We start from the raw sequence: 26,904 nt of genomic DNA, 5'->3' as shown, positions 1-26,904 counted from the left end.
CTTCTTCCAACGAAAGGCACGCATGGCTCGGGCTCGTAAACTCTCCCTCCTGATAATGCTGGCTATTCTGGCTGCCACCTCCATCGGAGTCTTTCTCACTCGTGGTGTCATGGAATACCTTCCTTTCCTTCAGGCCAGAAAGGGCAACTGGACTGGAGAGTACGTCGCGCGCGGAATCGTCGATCAACGTCCCTGGCAAACCGCAGCAACCCTCTCCGCTCTCGCCCAGTCCGCCGAAGAGAGGGAGTTTGCTCGCGAGGCCGAGCGCCTCGCCGACCACGAGGTCGATCAGGCCTTCTCCCAGTCGCTTCGGCAGGCCAGCCTCGAAAAACCTAAGCTCACCGGCAGGGCGCTCGAGCTACAACAAAAAGTAAACCAACTTCAAGAGACCCTCAAGAACGATCAGGCTCGCATCGCCTCCCTGACCACGGGAACAAAGCCCGAAGATGCCTCTTCGAATGCCAGCGACATCGAGATCGCTAAGGCTCAGCTTGGACTCGATCAGAACAGCCTCGATGACGCTCTCGAGAATCTAGCGCGAGAAAGCGGCGACCAGCGCAGCAAGATTCAGCAGGAGTTGACTGCTCGACAGGCTGCTATGAAAAAGTACGCGAGCGACACCGCATCGAGAGACGAAGGACAGAACGCGGTCGCCTCAGCGGAGCAATACACCACTCTTGCCGGTCAGCTCTCTGCTCTCCGTTCGCTCAGCAAACGCCGCCAACTCATCACTCAGGCCGAACAACTGGCCAATGCCGATGTAGCTGCACTCACCGGCGATCAGACAAGGTTGCAATCTGAATATGGCAAGCAGTCTTCCGCCAGCTCTGCTCCTCCATCCAGGTCGGAGCGGATCGAACAGTTACAGCGCATGGCTGCTCAACAGAACATCCTCAGCATTCTCGGAGATCGACTCAACGCGCAACAACAGCTCGTCACCCTTTACGGTCGATGGGGCAAACAGGTAGAGATTCAGCGCAGAATTGTGATTCATCTTCTCCTCCAGTCACTGGCCATCATTGCCGCTATCTGCGTACTCACACTCCTGGCTGGCTGGGCACTGCAGCTTGCTCTCGAAAGAATCTTTCGCGACCGCCGCCAGAAACATACCCTTCAGACCGTTCTCAACCTGGGAACGCAGCTTATCGGCCTCTTGCTCGTTCTGCTCGTTGTCTTTGGCGTACCGCGACAGACCCCAACCATCCTCGGCCTCGCCACAGCAGGCCTCACCGTTGTCTTCCAGGACTTCATCCTGGCCTTTTGCGGCTGGTTCGTCCTCATGGGTCCCAACGGCATCCGTGTCCGCGATTGGGTCGAGATTAACGGCGTCGGAGGCGAGGTCGTCGAGCTCGGCATCTTCCGTACCTGGCTTCTCGAAACCGGCAACTGGACCGCGAACGGCCATCCCACCGGCCGCCGTGTCTCATTCCTCAACGGTTACGCGATCCGGGGTAAGTACTTCAACTTCTCTACCGTGGGTCAGTGGATGTGGGACGAGGTCAAGGTCAACATCCCGTCTACAGCCGAAATCCATCCCCTCATCGAAAAGATCTATGAGGCAACCGTCGAGGCCACCCAAACCGACGCCAAAATGGCCGAATCCGAATGGAAGCGCGTCACCCACGAAGAAGGCTCGCCTCAGTTCAGTGCCATGCCGTCAGTCAATCTCCGCCCCGCCGGTACAGGAGTCGATATCGTCGTCCGCTATATCACCCGCGCCGGCCTAAGGCTCGAAAAACGCAACCAGCTCTTCGAAACAATTTTGGACCTCATGCAGAAAGGTTCGAACCGGGAAACTGCACAAGACGGTTGAGTGTCATCCTGAGCGAGGCAAAGCCGAGTCGAAGGATCTGCGGTTCATCAATATTCAACTATTAAACCTAAACAGAATTATGTTTGAACCGAAAGGATTGAAGGTGGGCGAATGGTGAGGAACGAAATTCTAGACGTTCTTCATGCAAATATTGGCCAGCATCTTCGAATTACATTCACCGATGGGATTGTCCAGTCAGTAGAGATTGATTCTGTTGATGATGAAGGATTTCTTCATGGCGGTCCAGAAGGCGGTAACCCGCAAGCTTTCTGGACGCGATTTGAAAATATAGCTCTTATCGAACCTGAGATTTCAGGCTAAAAAGACTCCTGCTTTGCCAGGTTCGCATTTCCCAGCCGAATACCTGAAAATAGAAGTTTGGCCATGAGTAATCCGATGCCCGAACCGAAGCCTGAGCAGAACCTCAACCAGATCACGATCCGTGGCGCCCGCACCCACAACCTCAAGGGCATCGATGTAGACATCCCCCACAACGCCCTGACTGTTATCTCCGGGGTCTCGGGCTCAGGCAAGTCCTCGCTCGCCTTCGATACGGTCTACGCTGAAGGCCAGCGTCGCTACGTCGAATCTCTCTCCGCCTACGCCCGTCAGTTCCTCGAGCGTATCGAAAAGCCCGACGTCGATCACATCGATGGTCTCGCCCCGGCCATTGCGATCAAGCAGAAGAATCAGACGCGCAATCCACGCTCCACCGTCGCCACCTCAACCGAGATCTACGACTACCTCCGCCTGCTCTACGCCCGTTGCGGCACCGTTACCTGCCTGCACTGCGGTGGCATCGTCAAGACCGATACCGTCGATGAGATTGTAACCTCGCTCTTCAGCCTGCCCGAAGGCACTCGCGTCTACGCTCTCTTCCCCATCCAGCGCGCCGAGATCAAGCTCGAGCCGATGCAGTCGCCCTCCACCGAAGCAGCTCCTGTGGAAGCTCCAAAGGCAAAGAAATCCGCCACAAAGAAATCTGCAAAACCAATTAAGCCCGAGCCAAAGCTCGATTTGACCGACGCGCTTAAAGATCGACTTACCGAACTCCGTCGCCGCGGCTACAACCGGCTCTTTCAAAACGGAAATATCGTCGAGTTCTCAACTCCCGAGTCCCTCCTCGAGCTCGACTTCTCACAGCCAATCTTCGTTCTCGTCGATCGTCTCGCGCTCTCTCCCGAGATCCGTTCGCGCCTCGTCGACGCCATCGAGACCGGTTACCGCGAGGCCGGTGAAATCCGCTTTATAACTGTACCGCGGTCCGGCGAGGCAACCGAAGGCGAGAACAGTACGAAGTACCGCTTCAGTGCCGCCTTCGAATGCACCACCTGCCATCGCGCCTATCGCGAGCCCGAACCACGCCTCTTCTCTTTCAACAACCCTTACGGCGCATGTCCACGTTGCCAGGGCTTCGGCAATACCATCGACTTCGATCCCAATCTCATCATCCCCGACAAATCGAAGACGCTTGCGCAAGGTGCGATTGCTCCGTGGATGACCACGAAGTACCGCCCGCATCACAGCGAGATGCTCCGCGCTGCTAAAGCTGCCGGTATACCCACCGACGTCCCCTGGTACGATCTGGCGTCCGAACAGCAGAACTTTATCTACGATGGTGGCCCTGGCTTTTCCGGCATTCGCGGCTTCTTCAACGCGCTTGAGCAGAAAAAGTACAAGCTACATGTTCGCGTCTTCCTCTCGAAGTATCGCGGCTACGCTACCTGTCCTGACTGTCGTGGCCAGCGTCTGCGCGCCGAAGCGCGCGCTGTACTCATCAACGACAAAAACATCTGTGAGGTCTCTGCTCTTACCGTTACTGCCGCGCGCGATTTATTCGATTCGCTCCAGCTCACGCCTTCGCAGGCCGAAATCGCTGGAAAGATCTTCGAAGAAGTCCGTCAGCGCATTCAGTTTCTCGATCAGGTTGGCCTCGACTACCTGACACTTGACCGCCTCTCCTCTACACTTTCCGGCGGCGAATCGCAGCGCATCCAGCTTGCCACCTCGCTTGGTTCGCGTCTCGTCGGTGCGCTCTATGTTCTCGATGAGCCATCGATTGGTCTCCACACCCGCGACACGGCTCGCCTCATCCACATCATGGAAGAGTTGCGAGACCTCGGTAACACCATCCTCGTTGTCGAGCACGATCCTGACGTCATTCGCTCTGCCGATCACCTGATCGATCTCGGCCCCGGAGCCGGCGAGCTCGGCGGCCAGCTTCTCTCCAGCGGGACCGTTTCCGAAGTCACACACGATCCGAACTCCATCACCGGCAAGTATCTTTCCGGACGCGCCTCGATCGCTGTCCCGAAACATCGTCGTGAACCTGGCCGCGAGCGCATCAAACTCAACGGCGCGCGTATCCACAACCTGCGTGGAGTCGATGTCGAGATTCCGTTGAACATGCTTGTCTGCGTGACTGGAGTTTCCGGTTCCGGCAAGTCCACACTCGTCCACCAGGTCCTCTATCGTGCGCTCGTTCAGTCACTCGGACAGGAGGGCGCAGGCGACGGTGTCGACCCCACGCAACTTTACCGTGATCTCTCAGGTGTTCAGCATCTCAATGATGTTGTGCTCGTCGATCAATCCCCAATCGGGCGCACACCCCGCTCGAACCCTGTCACCTACATCAAGGCCTTCGACGACATCCGCGCCCTCTTCGCTGCGCAACCCGATGCCAAACGCCGTAGCCTTGCCGCAGGACACTTCTCCTTTAACGTCCCCGGTGGGCGCTGCGATGTTTGCGAAGGTGACGGAACCGTCACCGTTGAAATGCAGTTCCTCGCCGATGTTGAGCTTCCTTGCGAAGAGTGCAACGGCACGCGCTACAAACCCTCTATCCTCGAGATTCGCTACAAGGGCAAGAACATCCACGACGTCCTCAACATGACCGTCAAGGAGGCTCTCGTCTACTTCGCCGGACATCCGAAGATCGTCGACAAACTCTACGTCCTCGACGAAGTTGGTCTTGGTTATGTTCGCCTCGGCCAGTCCGCCACCACGCTCTCCGGCGGCGAAGCCCAGCGCGTCAAGCTCGCTTCGCACCTCGCGGCCACGCGCTCCAACATGAATCGTAGTTCCAACGAAGCCGCGGCCAAAGCTCGCTCACGCACGCTCTATATCCTCGACGAGCCCACTACCGGTCTTCACTTCGACGATGTCGCCAAACTTCTTGCCGCTTTCCGCAAGCTCATCGAAGGTGGAGGTTCGTTGCTGGTCATCGAGCACAACCTCGATGTCATCAAATCCGCCGACTGGATCATCGATATGGGCCCCGAAGGAGGCTCTCGCGGAGGCCAGGTCGTAGCCATTGGCACCCCTGAGGAGATCGCCGCCAACCCGGCCTCCCACACCGGCCACTGGCTCGCGCCCGTGCTCAAACTCCAACAGGAAGCTCTAACAACTGCCTGAACACTCCTCAAGTCCGCTTTGTTGGTGGCAGATCTCCTGAATTTATCCCCTCTTTGCAGCCGCGTGCTATATTGCGCCACGATACCGAAAATCAGCACAGCCGTGTATCACCACTGAATCGCTGTTGAAGATCGTGCGCAGTAACGTTTCTAACAAAGGGAGTTCGATGCCTACCAGGCTGCAATTTTCATCGGTTACTGTTTATACGCTTCTTGCCTTTCTGTCTTTTCCTGCGGCTATCGCATCTGGCCAGGCTCCAACCTCCACTTCAGTAAAAGATCATCCCCTTGGCGAACAAACCAGGAGACTCCCAAAGCATTTTTCCGATGGATCGGACCTGCCGAACGGCTGGCGTATCACTCCGGCAGGCAAGGCAGTAGGAGAAATGGGAGATCTTGTAATGAATCTTGTCTCCTCGCCCGATGGCAAGGTCATCATCTCTGTGAATTCCGGTTTTCTTCCTCACGCCATCGATGTCTTCGATGCGAAGACGCATCAAAAGCTCCAACACATCGGCCTGCCATCAACGTGGCTTGGTATGGCCTGGTCTTCCGATGGACACACTCTGTATGTCTCCGGCGGCAATGCATCGGGAGCTAAGAATAAAACTGAGCCCATTGCACCGATCTACGAGTTCACGTACTCCAACGGCCGTCTAAGTGAACAACGCACCGGCAAACTCGTCGAGACCATCGACCCCAAACAGATCTGGTGGTCAGGAGTCGCTTATCTCCCCAGCAAGCATCTGCTATATGCCGCGAATCGTGGTACCGGAAACGGCCCTAGCAACATCGTCGTCTTCGACGCAAAGACACGCCAAATCGTCACGCGCATTCCCGTCGAGACAACTCCTTATCAGACCGCGCTCACGCCCGATGGCAAACGGCTCTTCGTCTCCAACTGGTCCAGCGAATCGGTGAGCGTCATCGACACTGACACCAACAAGGTCATTCGCTCACTTCATGTCGGCATGAATCCAAACGACATGAAAATCTCTGCCGATGGCCGACTCTTCGTCGCCTGCTCGAATGACAATACCGTATACGTAATCGATACACATAAACTTCAAGTCCTCGAGCGACTCTCCACCACATTGACACCGCTAGCTCCCGAAGGCTCCACGCCCGACGCGCTCGCTATCGACAACGCGCGCAAGCTCCTCTACATCGCAAATGCCGACAATAACTCGATCACCGTAGCACACATTGAAAACCGCGCACACAGCACGGTCGTTGGCTTTATCCCCACCGGCTGGTATCCTTCAGCGCTGTTACTCACCAACCAGGACCGCACACTTTATATTGGCAACACCAAAGGTGAAGAAGGCCATCCCGACCCAGACGGCCCGCACTTCGGTCACGAGAGCGACAAGACACTGCAGAAGAGCAGTCTCGAAGTATTGCCCGTCATAGACTTGAAAGAGAAGCTTCCAAAGTGGACTCGTGAAGTCACCGAGAATACGCCTTACCATGACTCACTCCTCTCTGAAGCTCGTCCACCGCAGGAGCCAAGCGTCATCCCGCAGCGCGTCGGCGAAGCCAGCGAAATCAAACACATCATCTACATCATCAAAGAAAATCGCACCTACGATCAGGAATTCGGCGATATTCCCAATGCCAATGGAGATCCGAAGCTCGTCCTCTTTGGCGAAAAGGTCACTCCTAATCAGCACGCACTCGCGAAACAATATGTCGTCCTCGACAACCTTTACTGCGATGGCGAAGTCTCCGTCGACGGACACTCCTGGTCAAATTCTGCCTACGCTACCGACTTCAACGAGAAACAGTGGCCACCGGAGTACGGCGGGCACAGCGCCGCCTCCTATTCTGTCCACGCCATGGTTCCCTCCGCCGGACATCTCTGGGATCTCGCTCGTCGCAAAGGCCTCACCTATCGCTCCTACGGTGAGAACGCAGCACGCGCCAGCACGGGCACGACGATGGAAGCAGCGCCCGGGGCCGATGGTCTCGTCGGTCATGTCTCCAAAGAGTATGGAAATGGCCTTGCCTCTCGCGACACCGAAAAAGTCGAGGTTTTTCTGCAAGATCTCAAAGAGTTCGACGCGAATTACGACAGTTCCAATCCTGAAAAACGGTTGCCCAACTACATCGTCATGAGCATGCCAGAAGACCACACCCGGGGCACTGCACCCGGAGCCTATACTCCCCAGGCTATGGTTGCGAATAACGACTACGCCATCGGTCAGCTTGTCGATGCCGTCAGCCACAGTCGCTACTGGCCCAATACTGCGATCTTCATCATCGAAGACGACGCCCAGGACGGCGCCGATCACGTCGACGGACGACGTACCGTTGGCCTCGTCATCAGCCCTTACGTCAAGCGCGGCATCGTCGATAGCACGCTTTACACCACAAGCTCCATGGTTCGCTCGATGGAACTTCTTCTCGGACTGCCGCCGATGAGCCAGTATGATGCTGCAGCCATGCCGATGTACAACTCCTTCGGGACAACGGCCATCGCAACTCCTTTCGAAGTCATCAAACCGCAAATCGACGTCAACGCTAAGAACACGAAAGACTCTTACGGTGCGAAACAAAGCAGCAAGATGGACTTCAAAGAGCTGGACCGCGCACCGATGTACGCCCTTAACGAAATCATCTGGAAGAGCATCAAAGGCAAAGACTCCGCCATGCCTCTACCGGTCCATCGCTTTCGTCCGCTCGCCGATGCCAGTGAATCGCCTAATAAAAAAGATGACGATGATTAGAGCGAACTTCTTGCACGACGCCAATCCCCGGTTCTGGTCTAATCAATCACATCAGGGGATTGAATTTTTATTCGCATGATTAGTGCGCAGCAGACTTCGAAAACAGATTCATCACCAGCACGCCTGCAATAATCAATGCCATCCCAATTACCGCCGCACGGTCCAGCGTCTGCTTATAGACGATGAACCCTACCAGCGCAATCAGCGCAGTTCCAACTCCTGACCAGATCGCATAAGCAACGCCAACAGGAATTGTCTTCAGTGTCTGCGAAAGACAAAAGAAGGCCACACCATAACCGACGACCACAGCGATCGATGGACTAAGACGTGAAAATCCGTTCGATGCTTTCAATGACGACGTTGCAAATACCTCGCTGCAGATCGCTGCGGCCAGCCATAAATAATTCAGCCCACGCACGCTAGTAGAGTTCCTTTCCTGTCACCGAAAGCACCTTCATCAACATACCTTCACCTCAACCCCTTCTTTCTTCATCGACAGAATCACAGGCCCGGCAGCCACAATCACTCCGGCCAGCACGATCATTCCAAGGGCCCACTGCAAACCCACGACCACAGCGAGCCAGCCAATCAGTGGGGGACCCGCGAGAAACCCAAAATATCCAATGGTCGAAAGCGCCGAGATCGCTGGCCCCGTTCCCATCTTTTTGTTGCGTCCTGCCAGCGTCACAATCACAGGAAAGATATTCGCAACCCCCATGCCGGTCAGCGCAAGCCCCACCACCGCTGCCGCCAGCGACGGAGATAACAGCGTACAGCCGAAACCCAACGCAATCAGTAACCCACTTCCAATCAGAATCGTGCGGTCTTCGAAGCGTCGTGTCAGCCACTCTCCCAGGAACCTCGCGCTCGCCATCGCAATCGCGTAGGTCGCATATCCTGCCGCAGCCAACGACAGACTGGCCCCCATATTTGACCGCAGATAGACCGCTGCCCAGTCTCCGATCGCTCCCTCGGCAAATAGCCCGAAAAACGCAATCAGCGCCAGCCGTAGCAGGGCTGCATCAGGAAGCACCAGCCTCGCCTTCGCCTCATGTTCTTTCCGCTGCTCCACAATCAGCACCGGCAACATCGCCAATACCGTAGCTGCCAGAATGATCGCTCCTGCCGACAGATTGAAGCGCAATGTCATCCCATGCTTCAGCAGAAGACTCGTCACTCCCGCTCCAATCAGACCGCCCACACTCCAACATCCCTGAAAGAGACTCGTACTGGAGCGCCCATAGTGATGCTCCACCGCAACAGCCTGCGCATTCACCGAAACGTCCAGGGCTCCCTTCGCTCCTCCATAAAGCCCCGCAAACAAAACCAGTAATCCGAACGAATTCGCCTGCGCTAGAAAGGCCAGCATAACCACGTAACACAACGCAGCAACCCGTACGACAGTTCTACTGTTGAAGTGTGCAATCAGGTGGCCTGTAATTGGCATTGTCACAATCGCGCCACCCACCAGACTCAGCAAAACACGGCTTAAAGCGCCGTTGCTAAGATGCAGATTCTGCTTGAAGACCGGCACATGCGCCGCCCATAATCCAAACCCCGTCCCATCTGCCAGGAAAAGATACGCCAGAGCCCACTTGGGCCATTGAATCCGCATACCTCCATTAAATCGCAAGATCGTTTCATTCTGAGCACAGCGAAGAATCCATGGATATCCTCCTCGCCACTCTCTCATTCAAATCAGGGGGTGGGAATCATCGCAGCCCCCCTTGACCCTACTGCTAAACTTAAATCAGGGAAAAGGACGAAAGCCCGGCCATCAGGCTGGGTCTTTCCATTTAAACTGGATCTAGTTCGAATCAATCGAGGTCCTGGATTATCTCTAATATTTTGAATACTTTGCGCACCTTTGTACGGGAGGGGGAGGTCCACCGGATGCAGCAGGCGAACCACAATCGAAAGAGTAACCGCAGAGGGTCACTTCTCCTTGCCACTGCGTCTTTGACATTATTTTTCCCAATTTCCCTTTACGCGCAGCTTCCTGCCGGAACCCGCGATGCTTCCTCTCAACCCGAGACGCAGCAGGATCCCCTCCGTTCCCAAGCCGCCGAAGCTCTCTCGAAGCAGGACTTCGCAACCGCGATCAAACTTCTGACCCCCCTTGCGGAAAAGAATCCCAAGGACGCTCAGGTCCTCTATAACCTCGGCGCTGCTCATGATGCTCTCGACCAGACCTCCGACGCCGAAGCCGCCTATCATCGCGCAATCGATGCGAATCCCAATCTTCTTGATGCTCATCTCGCGCTCGGACTGCTGTTCGCTCGCACTGGGCGCACCTCCAACGCTCGCAGCGAACTCTCCGTTGCGGCGGCCATTCCCAACGGCGATGCTGCGCTCCGCGCTCGCGCTTACCGTGCTCTCGCTCGCCTCGATCAGCAATCCAACCCAGCCGCAGCCAGCGACGAGCTTCTCAACGCGATTAAGCTCTCTTCCGAAACTCCCGACGACATCCTCCTCACCGGAGAACTTGCCGAGGCCACCAACGATTCTGCCGCAGCAGAAGCTTCCTACCGCCGCCTCCTTGCCGCCGATCCCGATAATGCTCAGGCAACGGCTGCACTCGTCCACCTGCTCCTCAGCCAGAAGAATTTCGATCAGGCCGAACCACTTCTCACGGCCGCGCTCCAAAAGCACCCCGACGATCCAACGCTAAGCTCCCAGCTTGCCTCCCTTTACGAGTTTCAGAACAAGCCCGGCCAAGCCATTCCGCTCGTCGAAAAACTCCACGCCAGCCATCCTCAGGACGCCGCAATCTCCCGCCTCCTCGCCCATCTCTATGTCCGTAACGGTAACTTCGAGAAGGCATTACCGATCTACGCCTCCCTTACCGCGGCTTCGCCCAATGATCCCACACTGCTGGATGACCAGGCCGACGCTCTCATCCGGCTCCGCCGCTCTGCCGATGCATTGCCGCTGCTCCAACGTGCCATCGCCAATCCGCAGGCGTTTCCCAGTCCAGCCGCTTATGGCTCTGCCCTCAGCCATTTAGCCTTTGCGGCAACGAATAATAACGATCCTGCCACGGTCTTGCGGGCGCTCGATCTCCGTGCTAAAGTTCTGCCACCGACACCGTCCACTATATTTTTAGCGGCAACGGCGCACGACAAACTCCATCAGGTCAAGGAGGCATCTGATCTATACAAACAGTTCCTCGCAGCGGCCAAAGGCCAGTTCCCCGACGAAGAATGGGAAGCCCGCCACCGATTGGCAGCGCTGGAGCATATGAAGTAAAGAAAGAATAAATAGAAATAAAAGTTTTTAAAGCTCTAAAAATCAGAATAAAAAAGGCTTTAGAAAGTTTATTTGTAGTAGCGGTAGCGAAAACACGAACGTAACGTCGGACTCCATGGATTCCTGAAGCCAGACGCTCCTAACCACGAGGTGCGTTATGCAATTCACTCTTCGGATTTCTGTTCTTCTGCTTTTCCTTGTCTCTACCTGTATCCCGTCTCGCGCAGCGGACAAAATTACAATTCTGGACGAACAGCAGCTTCTCCAGCTGGAACAACGCGCCGAGCAAGCCAATCCCCGCGATCAATGCTTCCTTTATACCGAACTGGTCTCTGCGATGACGGAGATCGCCGGACAGCAGTTGAAAAGCGATAACCCCAGCCAGGCTACCGCAACTCTCAACAAGATCGCGAAATATGCTCAACTCATTCAGGTCAAACTCAGTCGCGACACAAAGCGTCTGAAGAATGCCGAGCAACTAATGCATCGCACGACCTATAAGTTGAATGAGTACCTGCACAGTGCTTCCTACGAGGATCGCCCAACACTGCAAGCAACGCTTAAGCAATTGAACCAGGTGCAGAGCGACATTCTGACGCAGGTCTTTAACCACTAATGCGGCAGGCTACAATCACCCGCATGCGACGATCGCATCTTTGCCTGACTCTTTCCCTGCTTCTTGCGCTGACGGCTTCTTTTGCCAGAGCGCAAAGAAACGAAGCCACTCTCTCCGACGCAGAGGTCGAGCAACTACGCGATTCTGCTTACGTCGCAAACGACCGTGTCATCGTCTTTATCAAGCTCATCGATACACGCATTAATTCACTTCGTGACCTCTACGCCAAGCCGCGACGTCCCGGCCGCGAGCAGGACACACACGACCTGATCGAACAATTTACTTCTCTCTCCGATGAGCTCAGCGATAATCTCGACGACTACAGCTCCCGTCATCGAGACATTCGCAAAGCCCTTCCCAAGCTCATCGACGCGATTGAACGATGGGGAACCGCCATCAAATCTCCGCCCGACAACGAGACCTACAACGTCTCCCGCAAGATTGCTCTCGAATCTCTTCGCGACCTGCGTGAACAGGCCAATGAGATGATCGCCGATCAAAAGACCTGGTTCGCCGCCCATCCTCCACCTAAAGAGGACAACAGTCGCGGCGATTTCGAGCATCCGCGCTAATCCGATGATCGTTGTTGATCTGCTTTGACTCCAGCGTTACATCCTCTACTCTGGAGAAGCAGATAAACCTCATGACGACTCCTTCTTCTTCTCCCATTCGTGTCGGCCTCATCGGTTATGGATATGCCGGCAAAACCTTCCATGCGCCGCTCATTCGCGCCGTCTCGGGTTTCCATCTCACTGTCGTGGGATCCAGTAAACCGGAGCGCGTCCTCGCCGATATCCCAGGTGTCACCGTATGTTCCGCAATGGAGACCGCGACTCATCCCGAACTGGATCTCATCGTCATTGCGACTCCGAATGAAAGTCATCTCCCTCTTGCTGCCGCAGCAATCAAAGCAGGCAAGCACGTCGTCGTCGACAAGCCTTTTACTCTTGATCTCGCCGAAGCCCGTCAGCTTGTTGCCCTAGCCAAAGAACACAACCGCCTTCTCTCCGTCTTTCAGAATCGGCGATGGGAGAGTGATATTCTCGCCGCAAAATCCATTCTCGCCTCTGGAGCACTCGGCAAAGTTGTCCACTTTGAAGCTCATATGGACCGTTTCCGACCGCTCGTTCGGCAACGATGGCGCGAAGATCCTGGCCCCGGTGCAGGACTCTGGTTCGACCTCGGCCCTCACCTCATCGATCTCACACTCCACCTCTTCGGCCTGCCCGACTCGGTCCTCGCGAGCTTCGCTACCCTGCGGCCAGGAGGAAAGACTGACGATTGGGCACACGTCCAACTTCTATATCCCGACATGCGTGTCGTCCTGAACGCCACTCTGCTTTCTTCAGGTGGTGTAGTTCGGACCCTTATCCATGGCACGCAGGCGACCTGGGCAAAGTATGGGACAGACGTACAAGAGAAACAGCTTGTCGAAGGCATTGTTCCCGGAACCAGGGGCTTCGGTGACGATCCCGATCCAGGAATTCTCTTCGACGGCGCCACCGGTCAGCGCACCGAAATCCCCGTTCCCCATGCCGATCAGATTGGCTATTACATCCGCATGCGGGACGCGATCCTCGGCCATGGCCCCCTACCCGTCTCACCAGAATCGGCAATTGCCGTCATGGCTCTCCTCGAAACCTCCTTCGCCTCGGGGAAACAAGGGAAAGTACTCCCTCTTCTCCTCACAGAAGCAGAACGTCAGGCCTACCAGGAACAGGAATCAAACAAGTAGTAACGGCCAGACTTTATCGCTTCACAACATATCCTCGAATAAAATCCTTATCGGGGGCCTCCCCGATAAGGAAATCCTTCTTCTGAGCACTTCGAATCATCCCGGCTCTGCTTTGCGCAAGTTTCTGCATCTCTTTCAGGACGCCCCATCGCTCTTCGATGGATTGTCCGAGGCGGCTGTAGAAAAACCTGCGACAAAGAAATCGCGTGCTACTGTAACTGCTCCACAAAACCTTACCGCCATCTTTCAGGAAGAATACCGCGAGCTTCGCCCTCGCGCTCCTATTCCCCCCTTCGACATTCGTTTCCGCCGGTTCACCTCGCTGAACACGACGATCCGCCTTCGCGAAGGCCTTCTTTACGTCCGTCTCTCCGATCTGCTCGAGCATGCTCCAGCGACCATTCATCACTCTATCGCGCACATTCTCCTCGCGAAGCTCTATCGCAAACCCATCGCTCCTCTGCATGCAGATCGCTACCGCCGCCACGTCTCTTCCGAGACAGTCTCGCGACAGGCTGAACACATTCGTCAGACCCGCGGACGCAAACGCATCCTTACTCCTGTTGGCCATCACTTCGACCTCAACGAGGTCTTCGACTCGCTCAACGCTCGTTTCTTCCACGGGCTTCTCGGCAAGCCTACCCTTACATGGAGCGCGCATCACGCTCGTCGCATGCTCGGCCACTACGACGCCGCACACAACACCATCGTCGTGAGCCGTATCTTCGATCGGCCAAACACTCCACGCTTTGCCATTGAGTACCTCCTGTATCACGAGATGTTGCACCTCAAGCATCCCGTCCGGGTCAAGGCAGGACGTCGCTGTGTTCATTCGCGCGAGTTCCAGGCAGAAGAGCGCCTCTTCCCTCAACTCGAAGAAGCAAAAGCTTACCTGCGCCGCCTCTAGATACTCTCTCTATTTATTTTTTCCTCTACAAAGTTTCTCTGGATTGAAGCCCGGAAGTGTTAGCATCCTCTCGTCTTAGATAAGACAGCATCACGGGTCCCTTGTTGTGCGAATCACAAAATTCAGGGAAAGAGAGTCAATCTGCTATGCCATTGTTCAAACGTGCAACCGCCGAGTTCTTTGGCACTTTCTGGCTGGTCTTTGGAGGCTGCGGCAGCGCCGTTCTCGCCGCTGCATTCCCTCAGCTAGGCATAGGCTTCGCCGGTGTCGCCCTTGCCTTTGGACTTACCGTGCTCACCATGGCCTATGCCATCGGCCATATCTCTGGCTGCCATCTGAACCCTGCCGTCTCTGTCGGCCTCGTCGTCGGCAAACGCTTTCCAGCCTCTGAGCTTCTGGCCTACGTCATCGCTCAGGTCGTCGGAGCCATCGTCGCCTCGGGCGTACTTTTACTGATCGCCAGCGGGCGTCCTGAGTTCTCTCTCGCCGGTGGATTCGCCTCCAACGGCTATGGTGCCCACTCTCCCGGTGGCTACTCGCTCGTTGCATGTTTCGTAGCCGAAGTCGTCCTGACCGCCTTCTTCCTGCTCGTCATTCTGGGTTCAACCGATGAGCGTGCTCCCAAGGGGTTCGCTCCCATCGCCATCGGACTCTGTCTTACGCTGATTCACCTCATCAGCATTCCTGTCACCAACACTTCAGTTAACCCGGCTCGCTCCACTGGTCCCGCGCTCTTCGTTGGCGGATGGGCCATCTCACAACTTTGGCTCTTCTGGGTAGCTCCTATTTTGGGAGCCATCATCGGCGGCCTCATCTCCAATCTGTTCTTCTCTGCACCTCAGCCACCGGTTCGCGAAGAGCTCTCCCGCTAATTGCTTCACACAGAAAGGCCCGGACACTCAACCTGTCCGGGCCTTTCTACTTCTCCCCACGAAAGTGTCATCCTGAGCGAGCACGAAGTGCGAGTCGAAGGATCTGCGGTTGGACTGATACCCAAACCGGCCTACCCCTGCGAATCGCTGGCCAATTCAGGCTCCCACTGCACATTCTTCGTCTTCGCCACCGCAACCAGCACCAGGCCTGCCAGAATCGAACCGATCGCCGCCACCTGCGCGTTGCTCATTCCCCAGTACAACCTCGGGTTGATCCGTACAAACTCCACCAGGAACCGACCAATTCCGCTCAGCACCAGGTACTCACCCGTAATCACACTGACCGGAGGCTTGCTCTTGGCCCTCTTCCACAACCACCACGCCAGCACCAGAGAATACAGCAGCTCATACACTGGAGTCGGCTGCACCAGGTCCGCTGTTGGAACCAGCGCATCCGGCCTCATATGAACGCCCCACGGTAGGGTCGTCTTGATGCCGTAGTCGCCGTCGCCTGAAAGCAGACAACCAATTCTGCCTACTCCATAACCCACCGCCGCCGCCGGAGCCGCAAGGTCCAGCATGCGCAGGGCGCCAATCTTTTCTCCAGTCGCACGGAACTGTGCTGTGCGCCCCATCCACATCAGCATCAGAATGCCGGCCACCATTCCGCCAAACCAGGCGAATCCTGCCTGAAACCAGTGCAGGAACTCCATCACGACATCCAACGGATGCTTCCACCCTGGAGCCCCCATACGGGCCAACGACATCCGCAGTGTCGTCACATCCTGGAACTCATGCCAGAGCTTCGCCCCAATGACCCCTGTAATCACCACAAAAGCCACAACATTCAGAGCGTCCGCGTTCACGCCGTTTCGGACGAAGTTCTTATGCAACACCACCGTTGCGACAACAGCAGCCAGCCAAAGCATTAACCCAAACGTGCCCAGGTGCAACGGGCCGATATCAATGTAAGGAAACATAGTCCTCTCCAGTGTATCGTCCGACTGCTCCGAACTGGCTTCCTGAGAGAAAAACTTGGCCTCCAGCCCATCTTCGCGTTAACTTAGCCCTATGCCCACCAGTTCTGCCCCTGCCCCCACTGCATTCTTCCCGGCCCCTGAAACCATGGACATCCTCATCTCCAAAGAGCAGATTGCCCAGCGCACTCGCGAGATTGGTGCCCAGATCTCAGCCGAATACGAAGGCCAATCCATCGTTCTCATCGGCGTCCTCAAAGGAGCGGCCATCTTCCTGTCCGACCTCGCCCGCGCCATCAAGGTCGACAACACCTTCGACTTCGTCGCCGTCTCCAGCTACGGCCGTGCCCGTGTCTCCTCCGGTGCCGTCAAGCTCATCAAAGACATCGACAACCCCATCGAAGGCCGTCACGTCATCCTCGTCGAGGACATCCTCGATACCGGACTCACCCTCAACTACCTTCGCGGCCTGATGCTGCAGCACAAACCAGCCTCGCTCAAAATCGCCACCTGCCTCGACAAGCCCGAACGCCGCCTCGTCCCCATTGAAGCCGACTACGTTGCCTTCAAGATTCCCAACCGCTTCGTCATCGGCTATGGAATGGACTACGCCGAACGCTATCGCGGAGTCGAAGACATTCGCCTCTTCCCCGAAGACGCCGCGCACTGATTCTTCACCGGGAAGGCTTCGTATACTCAGAGTTTTACTTCGAGCTTACGAAAGCCTTCCAGAGTGTCATCCTGAGCAAAGCGCGTTAGCGCGGAGTCGAAGGATCTGCGGTTATCACAAGAGCTCCATCACATCCCAAACTCCCTTGCCAGCAGCTCATAACTCTTCAACCGCTTCTGGTGGTCCCAGACGATCGTATTCACGATCACCTCATGAATCCCCAACTCACCGGCCATCTGCTCCAGCTTTCCCCGCACAACCGACGGCGTCCCCACGAAATACCTTGGCCACTCTCCCTCTTCCAGCGGGACCACTCCCCGCATCTCCAGTTCGCGAATCGCCTCCTCCGGCGCTGCCACTGGTTTGCGTTCCCCCAGACGAATCCTCTGCTGTAACAGCTTCACGCTCGATGCCAGAAACTCCGCCTCCTCCTGAGTCTCGGCGCACACCACGCCGACTGCCACCGTCGCTTCGGGCTTCTCCAATCGAATCCCTGTCCTGAAATTCCGCAGATAGGTCTCGATGGCGTCCCGTGTCTTCACCGGACTGAAGAAGTGGGCAAACGAGTACGGCAATCCAAACTCCACTGCCGCAGCCGAACTCCACATGCTCGAGCCCAGCATCCACACTGCTGGCCCCGCGTACTGTCCAGCCATCACTGGCGCGGGCATCGCCTTCACCTTACTGAAGGGATGTGCCGTAGGAAAATCCTCCTCCAAAAACGCCAGCAACTCCGTCACCTGTTCAGGAAAGTCATCCTCCATCGCCGTCTTTCTGGTTCGACGCAGCGCCAGCGACTCCATCGGCCCACCACCCGGCGCACGTCCGATCCCAAGATCTACCCTGCCCGGATACAGCCCATAAAGCGTACGAAAGACCTCTGCCACCTTCAGGGCCGTATAGTGCGGCAACATAATCCCACCCGCCCCAATTCGAATCCTCTTCGTCTCCGCCCCAATCCTTGCCAACATGATCTCAGGAGCTGTGCATGCCAGCAGGTCCATTGCATGGTGCTCCGACATCCAGAAGCGTCGAAAACCTAACCCATCCACCTGCCGAGCCAGCTCAATCGAGTTTTGCAAGGCCTGCGCCGAAGTGCTCCCCTCAGCCACCGGCGACTGATCCAACACCGACAGCTGTACTTTTGTCTTCATCTCCATAGCCATCAGATGACGGAACACCGTTCGACGAACCTCTAACAATAAAGTTCTGGAAACGATTCAGTTACTTCAAATGCGCCGGCTCCGGGCTGTCAAGCGATAAATCGCGTAAGTATTTGAAAACAAGCAGTTTGACAATGCAGATCAATTGCAACAGGCTTGGTATAATTGAAGCAGAAGTGGAGAAGCCCTGGAGCCATCTCCAGGGCTCTGCTTTTGTATGTCTAGAGAATTTATTTTCAATACTTTAGCTAACAAATCTAGCGCTTCCCGAGTCATTCTCTTGAAGTACCCAACTAAAGTATCTCTTTTGAATACTTTGCACCAAAATGACGGGAGGGGGACCCGACCCTGTGGATGCCAGAGATAATCCCCGTGTGATAGAAACAGACCGCATCGCAAACGGCGTCCAAAGGAGAACCATGAGCAGCCTGTCGCACCACGAAACATATCTTTATGATTCCAAAACATTTGCAAACCAGGCCCTCTCCTCTCCCCAGAATCTGGCTGCTGTTCTAGACCACACTCTGCTCAAACCGGATGCGACCCGCAACCAGGTCCTTCAGCTCTGCCATGAAGCCGCTGAACATCGCTTTGCCTGTGCCATGGTCAACCCGACCTGGGTTCAGCTCGCAGCCGACGCCCTCAAGGGGACCGGCATCCCTGTAGGAGTCGTCATCGGCTTCCCTCTTGGAGCCACACTCTCTGCCTCCAAGCGTGATGAGACTGCCCGCGTACTGAAGCATGGGGCCCACGACGTCGATATGGTCCTCAATATCGGATTGTTCAAGAGCGCAGCGGCAGCAGATTATGAAGCCGTCAAGCAGGATATCCGTGGCGTCGTAGAGCTCGCCCACGGCGCCGGGGCCATCGTAAAGGTCATCCTGGAGACCTGTCTTCTTACCTTCGAAGAAAAGCTTCGGGCCGCTGAGCTTGCGCTCTCTGCCGGAGCCGACTTCCTAAAAACCTCAACCGGGTTCTCCACCGGAGGAGCTACCGTCGACGATATCGGTCTTCTTCGCGGAGTCGCCGGCTCCCGCGCCGGAGTCAAGGCTTCGGGCGGCATCCGCTCGCTCGCCGACACCTCAGCCATGCTGCACGCCGGTGCCTCTCGAATTGGGGCCAGTGCCAGCGTCAAAATCGTCAATGAGCTTGCAGGAAGCGAATCAGGGCCGGTATCCAACAACGGTTACTAATTCGACACATTGACTAAAGTGCCTGCATCTATGTGAGCAAACAGCAGTCTGTACAACCTCATCAGTAGTATCATCGGCTCTTCCTATGTCTACGGCCAACAAAGAACGGCGCGGAACCTCCCCCGGCGCGCCATCGCCGGAGGTCACACCCGAACACAGCTTCGAGGGTGATTACCGGCCCAGCGCCGTTGAAACCTCGCAGCCGGCAAATATCCGGGTGGACCCGGTGCATCAGGTCGAGTTCCTCTACTCCCTCGCCGATGCCCTTAATACAACGCTCGACCTCAACACCTTGATGCATCGTGTCGCCGACCTCGTCCGCGCCGTCATCGACTATCGAATTTTCGCCATCCTGCTCATCAACGATCGCACGCAGGAACTCTGGATGCGCTTTCAGATCGGCCATACACCGGATGTCGAGCGTACCCGCCTGAAAATGGGCCGTGGCATCGTCGGTCAAGCGGCTCTTCAGCGCAGAACCTTGCGGGTTGATGATGTTTCAAAGGAAGAGCATTACATCAACGCCAATCCGAACGTTCGCTCGGAGATGGCCGTCCCGCTCATCGTCAAAAACCGCGTCATTGGTGTCCTCGATCTCGAGTCTGAGGCAGTCGGTTTCTTTACCACCGAGCATCAGCGACTGCTTGAGATGGTCGCTTCTCGCATGGCCGTCGCAGTCGAAAACGCGCGACTCTACACCCGAGTCTCCCGGCAAGCTCAGACGCTGACTGTGCTCAACGATATCTCGCGCGAGATCACCAGCATTCTCGATGTCGATGACCTGCTCGAACGCATCGGGCAACTACTTAAACGTGTCATCGACTATCAAATGTTTACCATTCTGCTGTGGAGTGAACGCACGCAGCAGTTTCAACACCGCTTCAGCTCCCGCTATGGAGAACGCATTACCCGCGAACGCAGCGTCGCTCTTGGTGAGGGCATTATCGGTTCAGCCGCGCAGCTCCGCGAGCCTGTCCTCGCATCCGACGCCCGCAAGGACGCCCGTTATGTTGCCGTAAATCCGGAGACACGCTCTGAACTTGCCGTCCCACTGATCTACAAGGGCAAGGTCATCGGGGTGATCGACCTCGAGCACACCCGAATTAACTACTACAACGAAGACCATCAGCGGACGCTCTCCACGCTCGCTGCGCAGGTTGCCATCTCTATTGCGAACGCGAGGCTCTATCAACGCATCCACGAGGAAGAACAACGCATGGAGCGCGATCTCGAGATGGCCCGTCAGGTCCAGCTGCGCCTGATGCCTCCACAACCGCCCAAGCTCGAGCATGCGGAGTTCGCCGCCCAGTTCTTCGCCGCGCGCTCCATCGGCGGCGATGTCTACGACTTTCTCGACTACGGCCCCGGTCGTGTCGCCGTGGCGATTGGTGATGTCAGTGGAAAGGCAGCCCCAGCGGCTCTCTACGCTGCCCTGGTCAGCGGAATCTTGCGCTCTCTGGCGACACAACATCTGTCTCCCGCAGCGCTGCTGGCTGCGCTCAACGAGCAGTTACAGGAGCGCCGCATGGATTCGCAGTACGTCACCATGCTGATCGCCATCTGGGACGACTCGAACCAGACGATTCAGATTGCTAACGCAGGGTCGGTTCAGCCGTTATTCGTCTCGCTGTCCTCCAGCAGTTCGCGAACGACCGTCGACGTAAAGACCATCAAGGCTGAGGGTTTTCCACTCGGCCTCTTTCCGGACGTCGAATACGAAGAGTTCACCATCTCCACTCGCCCCGGTGATCTGATGGTCTTCTTCTCCGACGGCATTCCCGATGCCGAGAATGCCAAAGGCGAGATGTTCGGCACCGAGCGGCTGACCAAGGTTCTCAAGACTCTACGACAGCCCACGGCGGCCTCGGCAGCCGATGCAATTCTCGATGCAGTCGGAACCTTCCAGTCAGGCACCGAGCATTTCGACGATGAAACCGTCGTCGTGCTCCGCGCGCTCTGACGGGTTACGGATTCGCGATCTTCGGCTCAATCTGTTTGTAACCTGCCGGAATCGCGAACTTCGACGCATCCACGGCAGACTGCGAAAAATCACTCATCTGCGTGTTCGACTCGACCAAAACAGCTGGCCCCTGCGAGGCAGAAGCATCCGCAGCTGGCGCGGGATCCGCAGCTTTCTTCTTGCGTCCGAATCCACCCAAACCTCCCAGCCCCAGACTGCTGGTGATAGCAGAGGTCGCGGAATCCTTTGCGACCTGTCCCGCGCTCGGCATCGCCGGAGAGTTCGATTGCGGCAACGGAGCTTCTGAAGCAGCTGGAAGAGGATCCCCATTGGCCGTAGTTCCCATACGCATCACCTGGAGCAGAGGAATCCCCTTGAGCTTTGACATCTCCTTGACCATGTCGGCCAGGGCCTTGCCTGCGCCCGGTTGCGAAGCAAACATTGTTGGGTTGAAGGATTCACTGAAGACCGTTCCGAGCTTCAAAGCAAAACGTCGCTGAAACTCTCGAACCTCGTCATAGCCGGGAACCTCAGGAGCCAGCCACATATCGTTCGTGATCGCCAGCGAGCCAGTCTGCCCGGACTTCTTATCAGTCGCATCCATCGTCATGTTCAGGATCGCCTCGCTCGTATTCACGCCTGCAACATCTTTCGTTGCTCCGGTATTCCGAACCTTAACCTGAAAGGAAAGATCCGTATCAGAGGGTTGTGTCCCGGTTTCCCTTTGCTCCTTGCCCTTCTTCATCGCTTCGTTCATCTGCTGGCGCATCTGCTCGAAGGTCATCGTGGTGTACTGCTTCTTGGCGTGGTCGATGGTCGTGATGGTCTCAGCATTCAGGTCCACGATCTCTGTCCGCATGGAGTTCGACCTGACCATGCGGTTTCCCTGGATGCTCACCGTGGAGACGATAGGCTCTCCGATCTGTCGGGCCTGCTTGCTAAAGACGCTTACAGTTTTCATCATGTTAAGCATTGCGCCGCCGGTGATCTGCGTCGTCTCCGTATAACTGAAATCGGCATAGAGTGCAGAGGGCAACGCCCCCAGCAGGAAGAGTGCAAGGCATTTGCTTTTCATAGAAATACTCCTGATTCGCAATACGATCTGAGGCCCAGGATTCGGTGGAAACCTCGGCAGTGTATCAAGCCCGTGACAGAAAGGTTAGGATAAAAGTAATGTCTTCCTCGATTGCTCAGCCTTCTACGACCCAGATCGTTCGTCCTGCCCGTAGTTTCCAGGGTTCTGTTACTGTTCCCGGCGATAAGTCCATCTCACATCGCTATGCCATGCTGGCCGGAATCGCGGAAGGAACCACGCGCCTTTCTAACTTTTCGACGGGGGCTGATCCACACTCCACGCTGGGATGCATGGAGGCCCTGGGGGCGAAGGTCGTCAAATCCGAAACACAGATTGAAGTGACCGGCGTGGCCGGAGCCTTCCAACAACCGAAGGCCGAACTCGACTGCGGCAACTCGGGCAGCACCATGCGCATGCTGGCAGGTCTGATTGCTCCGCATCCGCATACATTTACGCTCATTGGGGATCACTCGCTGACGATGCGTCCCATGGAGCGCATCCGGAAGCCCTTGTCGGCCATGGGTGCCCGCATCGACCTCGTCGATGGCCATGCTCCCATGACGATTCACGGTGGCCCGCTAAAGGCGATCGACTTTGAGACGCCGATCCCGTCGGCCCAGGTCAAGACGGCCGTGCTCTTCGCTGGCTTGCAGGCAGAGGGAACGACCAGCCTGTCGGAGGCCGTACGGACACGCGACCACTCCGAGCACGCCTTAAAGGCCTTTGGCGCAACCCTGACGCGCTCCAGTGAGAAGTTGAGCATCTCTGGAGGCCAGAAGCTCAAGTCCATCGACGCTACCGTTCCGGGAGACATCTCTTCGGCGGCGTTTTTTCTCTGCGCTGCCCTCCTCTTTCCGGACTCGAATCTTGTACTGGACTCCCTCGGGATGAATCCAACCCGCGCTGCGTTGTTGGATGTAATCACAACGCTGGGTGGAAAGATCAAGGTCTTGATGGTCGAAGAACATCACGGCGAGACCATTGGAACCATTCAGGTCAATCGCTCGCCTGAGGGGTTGAAAGGCGCCAAGATCTCCGGCGCCCTCTCGGCACAGCTGATCGACGAACTTCCTGTGATCGCAGCGATCGCTCCCTATACTCGTGATGGCGTAGTCATCCGCGATGCAAAGGAACTGCGTGTAAAGGAATCCGATCGCATCGCACTTGTCGTCAAAAATCTAAGGGCCATGGGGGCAGAGTTGACAGAGTTCGAAGATGGTCTGGCGATCACCGGCAACCAGCAGCTTCATGGGGCGGAGATCGACTCGGGCAGCGACCACAGAATCGCGATGGCCTTCTCTGTCGCAGCTTTGCGGGCAAGCAGCGAAAATATTATTCACGGTGCTGAAGCTGCAGCAATCTCATTCCCTGAGTTCTTTACACTCCTTAATGAACTCGCGAAGAGATAGCGCGAAGTCGATCAAGGCTGAAGATGATCGATCGTTGAGATTCCGGCGTTAAGACGCTGCTGACGGCTTGCTGCATTCGCGGGATATTTCGTCAGCAGATCTTCTAAGGCTACGATCACTGCGGGAGCTTCGACTTCATCCAGTTTGTAATTCGCAGGAATGTCCTTGCGGTCACGATCGGGCCCACGAAGGATACGAACCTGCGGTAATTCCAGCGGAAGCCACTCGATAGGCTTCTGCCATGAAGGGCCGATCACGACCATTGGCAGCCCAACGCAGCGGCCGACGTGCATGGTTCCCGTATCGAGCGATACGGCTGCATCCGCCAACGCAAGCAGGGCTGCTAACTCTGTCACTGAAGTCTTTCCCGCAAGCGAGACGCCGACCCCTCCGGCAGCCTTGCGAATCTCTTCAATGGAATCATGGTCTCTATCGGTTCCTACATAAACGACAGCGCAGCCAAGTTTGTTGTATGTATGCTGGATAACCTCCACGAAGCGGGAGGTATGCCATCCGGTAAGTTGTCCGCCGCTGTTCTGCGTTACGAAGACAACAAGAGGGCGTGCCTCTGGATTCGCAGCCTGAATCAATTTCTGCGCAGCAGCAGCATTGGCCTCCGAGAAAAAGACGCGAGGCTCTCGATGCTCTGGAGAAGCAGAGACAAACTCCGCCATACGAAGATTATTGTCGATCAGGCTTCTCTGAGAATCGTAGATGAGCGGACGATGATAAAGCTCGTTATGAATCGTGAAGCCGCCACGAATTGCAGGAGCCGTCAGCATGGCCATCACCGCAATACGAGTTCGTTGATCCGAGGCTCCTGTAAGGATCAACTCAGGCCGCAGAGAACGCCGTGAAAGCTCTGCGCGGAGCGATTGTGCAGCTTTCAGAGGAGTAACCAGTGGGTCTGGTGTCTCAATCAGGTAATCGATGAAGGTGTTGTGTCGCAGTACTGAGAGCCCAAGGCCGCGGGTGGCTACCGTTATCGTGCTCTCCGGAACCGATCGCTTGATCGCCTGGTAAAGCGGGGTGAGATGAATACAACACCCCAGAGGCAACAGATACTCCAGTACAAGAATGCTGGCAGGAGAAATCGCGGGCGCGGGACGAACAAGCCGTTCGACAGAGAGCAGTGCGCGTGCGGAGAGACGAAGGGGAGTCTTTTTCAGGGACATTCGTAGCTATGCTCTCAGGGGAGGTGGAGATGATAACTACATCTTATAGCGGCCCATCTCGTCGTCGTTCAGATTCTCAAGCCAGCGGCGCATCTCATCGGAATTGACGGATTGCATTCCAGTCGCAGCCTGGCGCGAGTTTTCGAGGACATCGCGATTCACATAGATGGGGCAATCCCAACGCAGCGCCAAAGCGATCGCGTCTGAAGGGCGAGCGTCCATTGCAATTGTCTCGCCTGCCTGATCAAGCCAGATCACGGCGTAGAAGGTGTCATCGCGCAACTCCGAAACAACCACCTTACGAACCTCGGCGTTAAGGTTCCGCGCCATATTGCGCATCAAATCATGAGTCATCGGGCGAGGCGTGGCTGTCTTCTCCAGTTCCAGCGCAATGGCATTGGCCTCAAAGATCCCCACCCAAATGGGCAGGACCGTATCGCTGGCGACATCTTTAAGCACCACAATTGGCATATTCGTAACCGGATCCATCATCAGGCCGCGAATCTGCATCTCGACTTCATCTGCGCTATGCGTGGAAACCGTTTGTGGGGCCGAGGTAGTCATCTCAATTTAATACGACGAAGGGTTGGGGTTGATGGGTAGCCTGAAGGGGGTCTACTCCAGCAACAGCTTCACCGACCAGACAATTCGGTTGTGTACGCGTGATGTGAATCGGGAGATAACTCCCGATCGGTGGTTCAGAAGCGCCGATTGGAACCGTAAAGTTGACTGTCTTATTCTGGCTGGAACGGCCTACGATCTGGCCACGGGCCTGATTGTAGCTTTCCACCATAACTTCGACGTTATGGCCGAGATGCCGCGCATAGTGCTCGCGCTGAATCTCTCGCTGGCGATCATTAAGAATGCGCAGACGCTCATTCTTGACCTCATCGGAGATGCTATCGGCCATATTGACCGCCGGAGTATTCGGACGTGGCGAAAACTTGAAGGCAAAGACGCCATCGTAGCGCACAGCATCCAGCAGTGTGATGGTCTGCTCAAAGTCCGCATCTGTCTCGCCTGGGAAGCCGACGATCATGTCGCTGGTGATCGAGATATCGCGCTTGGCGGAGTGGATCCAACTCATGCGCTCCAGATACCACTCTCGCGTGTACTCGCGCGACATGGTGTGCAGTACCGAAGAAGAACCCGACTGTACCGGAAGGTGAATATGGTCGCAGATCGTAGGAGTGGCATCGATTGCCTCTACGATGTCGCGCGTAAAGTCCCGAGGGTGCGAAGTCGTAAAACGCACACGGCGAATGCCGGAGATGTTACCAACCTCAGTAAGTAACTCCGCAAAGCTCATACGGCCGGAAGGATCGCGCCACGAGTTAACGTTCTGACCGAGAAGCTGAATATCGGTATGTCCTTCGTCGGCCATCCGGCGAGCTTCAACGAGCACAGAAGCCGAGGTGCGCGAGCGCTCCTTACCACGGGTATACGGAACCACGCAGTAGGCGCAGAACTTGTCGCAGCCCTCAATAATCGTGATGTAACCCCGGTGAGGATTGGAGCGGACTGTGAACTCCGTATCAAATGTTTCATCGGTCTGGCGATCGTCAAGACCGGTAATGCGCGTCTCCCCCGCTTCAAGTCGCTCAAGCATTGTGGGCAGATTGCGATACGACGCAGAGCCAGCCACGATGGAAACGAATGGAGCGCGCTCAAAGATGCGTTCGCCTTCCTGTTGGGCGACACAGCCGATAACGGCGAACTTCTTGCCCTCGCCCTGCATGCGCTTGTATTCATTCAGTCGGTGAAAGACCTTCTGCTCAGCCTTGTCGCGAATGGAACAAGTGTTGTACAGGATCAGATCGGCAGCGGTCTCATCATGGACCTGAGCGTAGCCTTCGTGCTCCAGAGTACCAATGACCTTTTCCGAGTCATGGACATTCATCTGGCAGCCAAAGGTCTCGATGTAAAACGTTTTGCTCACAGACACAAG

At 56.1% G+C, this 26,904-nt stretch carries 22 protein-coding genes; 14 read left to right on the top strand and 8 right to left on the bottom strand.

Going from position 1 to position 26,904, the window contains the following annotated elements; translation table 11 throughout:
* Window positions 1-22: 22 nt before the first annotated feature.
* The 4 genes from H7846_RS09755 (at window position 23) to H7846_RS09740 (ending at window position 7,955) form a co-directional block, all read left to right on the top strand.
* Entirely contained in the window at window positions 23-1,813 is a 1,791-nt protein-coding gene (locus H7846_RS09755; RefSeq protein WP_255460524.1) for a mechanosensitive ion channel domain-containing protein, read from the top strand.
* A 111-nt stretch (window positions 1,814-1,924) separates the two neighbouring features.
* Complete coding sequence (locus H7846_RS09750; RefSeq protein ID WP_186691751.1) at window positions 1,925-2,134, top strand: hypothetical protein; 210 nt, start codon at window positions 1,925-1,927, stop codon at window positions 2,132-2,134.
* Window positions 2,135-2,197: 63 nt separating this feature from the next.
* The gene (gene uvrA, locus H7846_RS09745) at window positions 2,198-5,227 is read left to right on the top strand and encodes an excinuclease ABC subunit UvrA (RefSeq protein ID WP_255460523.1); all 3,030 of its coding nucleotides are present in this window, start codon (window positions 2,198-2,200) and stop codon (window positions 5,225-5,227) included.
* Between the two features lie 166 nt (window positions 5,228-5,393).
* On the top strand, window positions 5,394-7,955 hold the full coding sequence (locus H7846_RS09740; RefSeq protein WP_186691749.1) for a bifunctional YncE family protein/alkaline phosphatase family protein: 2,562 nt from the start codon (window positions 5,394-5,396) through the stop codon (window positions 7,953-7,955).
* 79 nt (window positions 7,956-8,034) lie between these two features.
* Here H7846_RS09740 and H7846_RS09735 read toward each other — a convergent pair whose 3' ends face one another.
* Together H7846_RS09735 and H7846_RS09730 are read right to left on the bottom strand one after the other, a co-directional pair.
* The gene (locus H7846_RS09735; RefSeq protein ID WP_186696295.1) at window positions 8,035-8,364 is read right to left on the bottom strand and encodes a DMT family transporter; all 330 of its coding nucleotides are present in this window, start codon (window positions 8,362-8,364) and stop codon (window positions 8,035-8,037) included.
* Between the two features lie 48 nt (window positions 8,365-8,412).
* The gene (locus H7846_RS09730) at window positions 8,413-9,570 is read right to left on the bottom strand and encodes an MFS transporter (protein WP_186691747.1); all 1,158 of its coding nucleotides are present in this window, start codon (window positions 9,568-9,570) and stop codon (window positions 8,413-8,415) included.
* A 278-nt stretch (window positions 9,571-9,848) separates the two neighbouring features.
* On the opposite strand from H7846_RS09730, the gene H7846_RS09725 reads away from it, so the two are divergent.
* The 6 genes from H7846_RS09725 (at window position 9,849) to aqpZ (ending at window position 15,334) form a co-directional block, all read left to right on the top strand.
* Window positions 9,849-11,204: a tetratricopeptide repeat protein gene (locus H7846_RS09725; protein ID WP_186691746.1), complete on the top strand. Its 1,356-nt coding sequence runs from the start codon at window positions 9,849-9,851 to the stop codon at window positions 11,202-11,204.
* Between the two features lie 157 nt (window positions 11,205-11,361).
* Window positions 11,362-11,820: a hypothetical protein gene (locus H7846_RS09720; protein ID WP_186691745.1), complete on the top strand. Its 459-nt coding sequence runs from the start codon at window positions 11,362-11,364 to the stop codon at window positions 11,818-11,820.
* Entirely contained in the window at window positions 11,820-12,392 is a 573-nt protein-coding gene (locus H7846_RS09715; protein ID WP_255460522.1) for a hypothetical protein, read from the top strand. Before H7846_RS09720 ends, H7846_RS09715 begins: the two co-directional genes overlap by 1 nt.
* Before the next feature lie 71 nt (window positions 12,393-12,463).
* Window positions 12,464-13,555: an oxidoreductase gene (locus H7846_RS09710; protein WP_186691744.1), complete on the top strand. Its 1,092-nt coding sequence runs from the start codon at window positions 12,464-12,466 to the stop codon at window positions 13,553-13,555.
* 241 nt (window positions 13,556-13,796) lie between these two features.
* Window positions 13,797-14,462: a M48 family metallopeptidase gene (locus H7846_RS09705; RefSeq protein WP_186696293.1), complete on the top strand. Its 666-nt coding sequence runs from the start codon at window positions 13,797-13,799 to the stop codon at window positions 14,460-14,462.
* Window positions 14,463-14,608: 146 nt separating this feature from the next.
* Window positions 14,609-15,334, top strand: a complete 726-nt coding sequence (aqpZ, locus tag H7846_RS09700) for an aquaporin Z (protein ID WP_186691743.1) — start codon at window positions 14,609-14,611, stop codon at window positions 15,332-15,334.
* A 131-nt stretch (window positions 15,335-15,465) separates the two neighbouring features.
* On the opposite strand, the gene H7846_RS09695 is transcribed toward aqpZ, so the two are convergent.
* Window positions 15,466-16,314, bottom strand: a complete 849-nt coding sequence (locus H7846_RS09695) for a prolipoprotein diacylglyceryl transferase (RefSeq protein ID WP_186691742.1) — start codon at window positions 16,312-16,314, stop codon at window positions 15,466-15,468.
* 91 nt (window positions 16,315-16,405) lie between these two features.
* Between H7846_RS09695 and hpt the strand changes: the two genes are divergently transcribed.
* On the top strand, window positions 16,406-16,981 hold the full coding sequence (hpt, locus tag H7846_RS09690) for a hypoxanthine phosphoribosyltransferase (RefSeq protein ID WP_186691741.1): 576 nt from the start codon (window positions 16,406-16,408) through the stop codon (window positions 16,979-16,981).
* A gap of 128 nt (window positions 16,982-17,109) precedes the next feature.
* On the opposite strand, the gene H7846_RS09685 is transcribed toward hpt, so the two are convergent.
* Complete coding sequence (locus H7846_RS09685; RefSeq protein WP_255460521.1) at window positions 17,110-18,135, bottom strand: LLM class flavin-dependent oxidoreductase; 1,026 nt, start codon at window positions 18,133-18,135, stop codon at window positions 17,110-17,112.
* 428 nt (window positions 18,136-18,563) lie between these two features.
* On the opposite strand from H7846_RS09685, the gene deoC reads away from it, so the two are divergent.
* Together deoC and H7846_RS09675 are read left to right on the top strand one after the other, a co-directional pair.
* Window positions 18,564-19,337: a deoxyribose-phosphate aldolase gene (deoC, locus tag H7846_RS09680; RefSeq protein WP_186691740.1), complete on the top strand. Its 774-nt coding sequence runs from the start codon at window positions 18,564-18,566 to the stop codon at window positions 19,335-19,337.
* A gap of 85 nt (window positions 19,338-19,422) precedes the next feature.
* The gene (locus H7846_RS09675; RefSeq protein WP_186691739.1) at window positions 19,423-21,297 is read left to right on the top strand and encodes a SpoIIE family protein phosphatase; all 1,875 of its coding nucleotides are present in this window, start codon (window positions 19,423-19,425) and stop codon (window positions 21,295-21,297) included.
* Window positions 21,298-21,301: 4 nt separating this feature from the next.
* On the opposite strand, the gene H7846_RS09670 is transcribed toward H7846_RS09675, so the two are convergent.
* A complete protein-coding gene (locus H7846_RS09670) occupies window positions 21,302-22,372 on the bottom strand; it encodes a hypothetical protein (protein WP_186691738.1) in 1,071 nt (356 codons plus the stop codon).
* A gap of 98 nt (window positions 22,373-22,470) precedes the next feature.
* Between H7846_RS09670 and aroA the strand changes: the two genes are divergently transcribed.
* Window positions 22,471-23,781 (top strand): 3-phosphoshikimate 1-carboxyvinyltransferase, encoded by a 1,311-nt coding sequence (aroA, locus tag H7846_RS09665; protein WP_186691737.1) that lies wholly within the window; start codon window positions 22,471-22,473, stop codon window positions 23,779-23,781.
* Between the two features lie 11 nt (window positions 23,782-23,792).
* Here the strand turns inward: aroA and H7846_RS09660 are convergent, their stop codons facing one another.
* Genes H7846_RS09660 through miaB form a run of 3 tightly spaced genes read right to left on the bottom strand, consistent with a single transcriptional unit; the run spans window position 23,793 to window position 26,895 of the window.
* Window positions 23,793-24,956, bottom strand: a complete 1,164-nt coding sequence (locus H7846_RS09660) for a glycosyltransferase family 9 protein (protein WP_186691736.1) — start codon at window positions 24,954-24,956, stop codon at window positions 23,793-23,795.
* A gap of 36 nt (window positions 24,957-24,992) precedes the next feature.
* Window positions 24,993-25,520: a bifunctional nuclease family protein gene (locus tag H7846_RS09655; RefSeq protein ID WP_186691735.1), complete on the bottom strand. Its 528-nt coding sequence runs from the start codon at window positions 25,518-25,520 to the stop codon at window positions 24,993-24,995.
* Between the two features lies 1 nt (window position 25,521).
* Window positions 25,522-26,895 carry a tRNA (N6-isopentenyl adenosine(37)-C2)-methylthiotransferase MiaB gene (gene miaB, locus H7846_RS09650; RefSeq protein WP_186691734.1) on the bottom strand — a complete coding sequence of 458 codons (1,374 nt, stop codon included), beginning with the start codon at window positions 26,893-26,895 and terminating at the stop codon, window positions 25,522-25,524.
* Between the last annotated feature and the right edge of the window lie 9 nt (window positions 26,896-26,904).

The organism is Edaphobacter sp. 4G125, from assembly GCF_014274685.1.
Lineage (GTDB): Bacteria > Acidobacteriota > Terriglobia > Terriglobales > Acidobacteriaceae > Edaphobacter.
The sequence above is the reverse complement of the archived record's forward strand: the minus strand, read 5'-3'. Positions and strand labels throughout refer to the sequence as shown.

Coding starts and splice junctions, on each gene's coding strand:
- H7846_RS09755 (WP_255460524.1), top strand. CDS start 23: ATGGCTCGGGCTCGTAAACTCTCCCTCCTGATAATGCTGGCTATTCTG.
- H7846_RS09750 (WP_186691751.1), top strand. CDS start 1,925: ATGGTGAGGAACGAAATTCTAGACGTTCTTCATGCAAATATTGGCCAG.
- uvrA (WP_255460523.1), top strand. CDS start 2,198: ATGAGTAATCCGATGCCCGAACCGAAGCCTGAGCAGAACCTCAACCAG.
- H7846_RS09740 (WP_186691749.1), top strand. CDS start 5,394: ATGCCTACCAGGCTGCAATTTTCATCGGTTACTGTTTATACGCTTCTT.
- H7846_RS09730 (WP_186691747.1), bottom strand. CDS start 9,570: ATGCGGATTCAATGGCCCAAGTGGGCTCTGGCGTATCTTTTCCTGGCA.
- H7846_RS09725 (WP_186691746.1), top strand. CDS start 9,849: ATGCAGCAGGCGAACCACAATCGAAAGAGTAACCGCAGAGGGTCACTT.
- H7846_RS09720 (WP_186691745.1), top strand. CDS start 11,362: ATGCAATTCACTCTTCGGATTTCTGTTCTTCTGCTTTTCCTTGTCTCT.
- H7846_RS09715 (WP_255460522.1), top strand. CDS start 11,820: ATGCGGCAGGCTACAATCACCCGCATGCGACGATCGCATCTTTGCCTG.
- H7846_RS09710 (WP_186691744.1), top strand. CDS start 12,464: ATGACGACTCCTTCTTCTTCTCCCATTCGTGTCGGCCTCATCGGTTAT.
- aqpZ (WP_186691743.1), top strand. CDS start 14,609: ATGCCATTGTTCAAACGTGCAACCGCCGAGTTCTTTGGCACTTTCTGG.
- H7846_RS09695 (WP_186691742.1), bottom strand. CDS start 16,314: ATGTTTCCTTACATTGATATCGGCCCGTTGCACCTGGGCACGTTTGGG.
- hpt (WP_186691741.1), top strand. CDS start 16,406: ATGCCCACCAGTTCTGCCCCTGCCCCCACTGCATTCTTCCCGGCCCCT.
- H7846_RS09685 (WP_255460521.1), bottom strand. CDS start 18,135: ATGAAGACAAAAGTACAGCTGTCGGTGTTGGATCAGTCGCCGGTGGCT.
- deoC (WP_186691740.1), top strand. CDS start 18,564: ATGAGCAGCCTGTCGCACCACGAAACATATCTTTATGATTCCAAAACA.
- H7846_RS09675 (WP_186691739.1), top strand. CDS start 19,423: ATGTCTACGGCCAACAAAGAACGGCGCGGAACCTCCCCCGGCGCGCCA.
- H7846_RS09670 (WP_186691738.1), bottom strand. CDS start 22,372: ATGAAAAGCAAATGCCTTGCACTCTTCCTGCTGGGGGCGTTGCCCTCT.
- aroA (WP_186691737.1), top strand. CDS start 22,471: ATGTCTTCCTCGATTGCTCAGCCTTCTACGACCCAGATCGTTCGTCCT.
- H7846_RS09660 (WP_186691736.1), bottom strand. CDS start 24,956: ATGTCCCTGAAAAAGACTCCCCTTCGTCTCTCCGCACGCGCACTGCTC.
- H7846_RS09655 (WP_186691735.1), bottom strand. CDS start 25,520: ATGACTACCTCGGCCCCACAAACGGTTTCCACGCATAGCGCAGATGAA.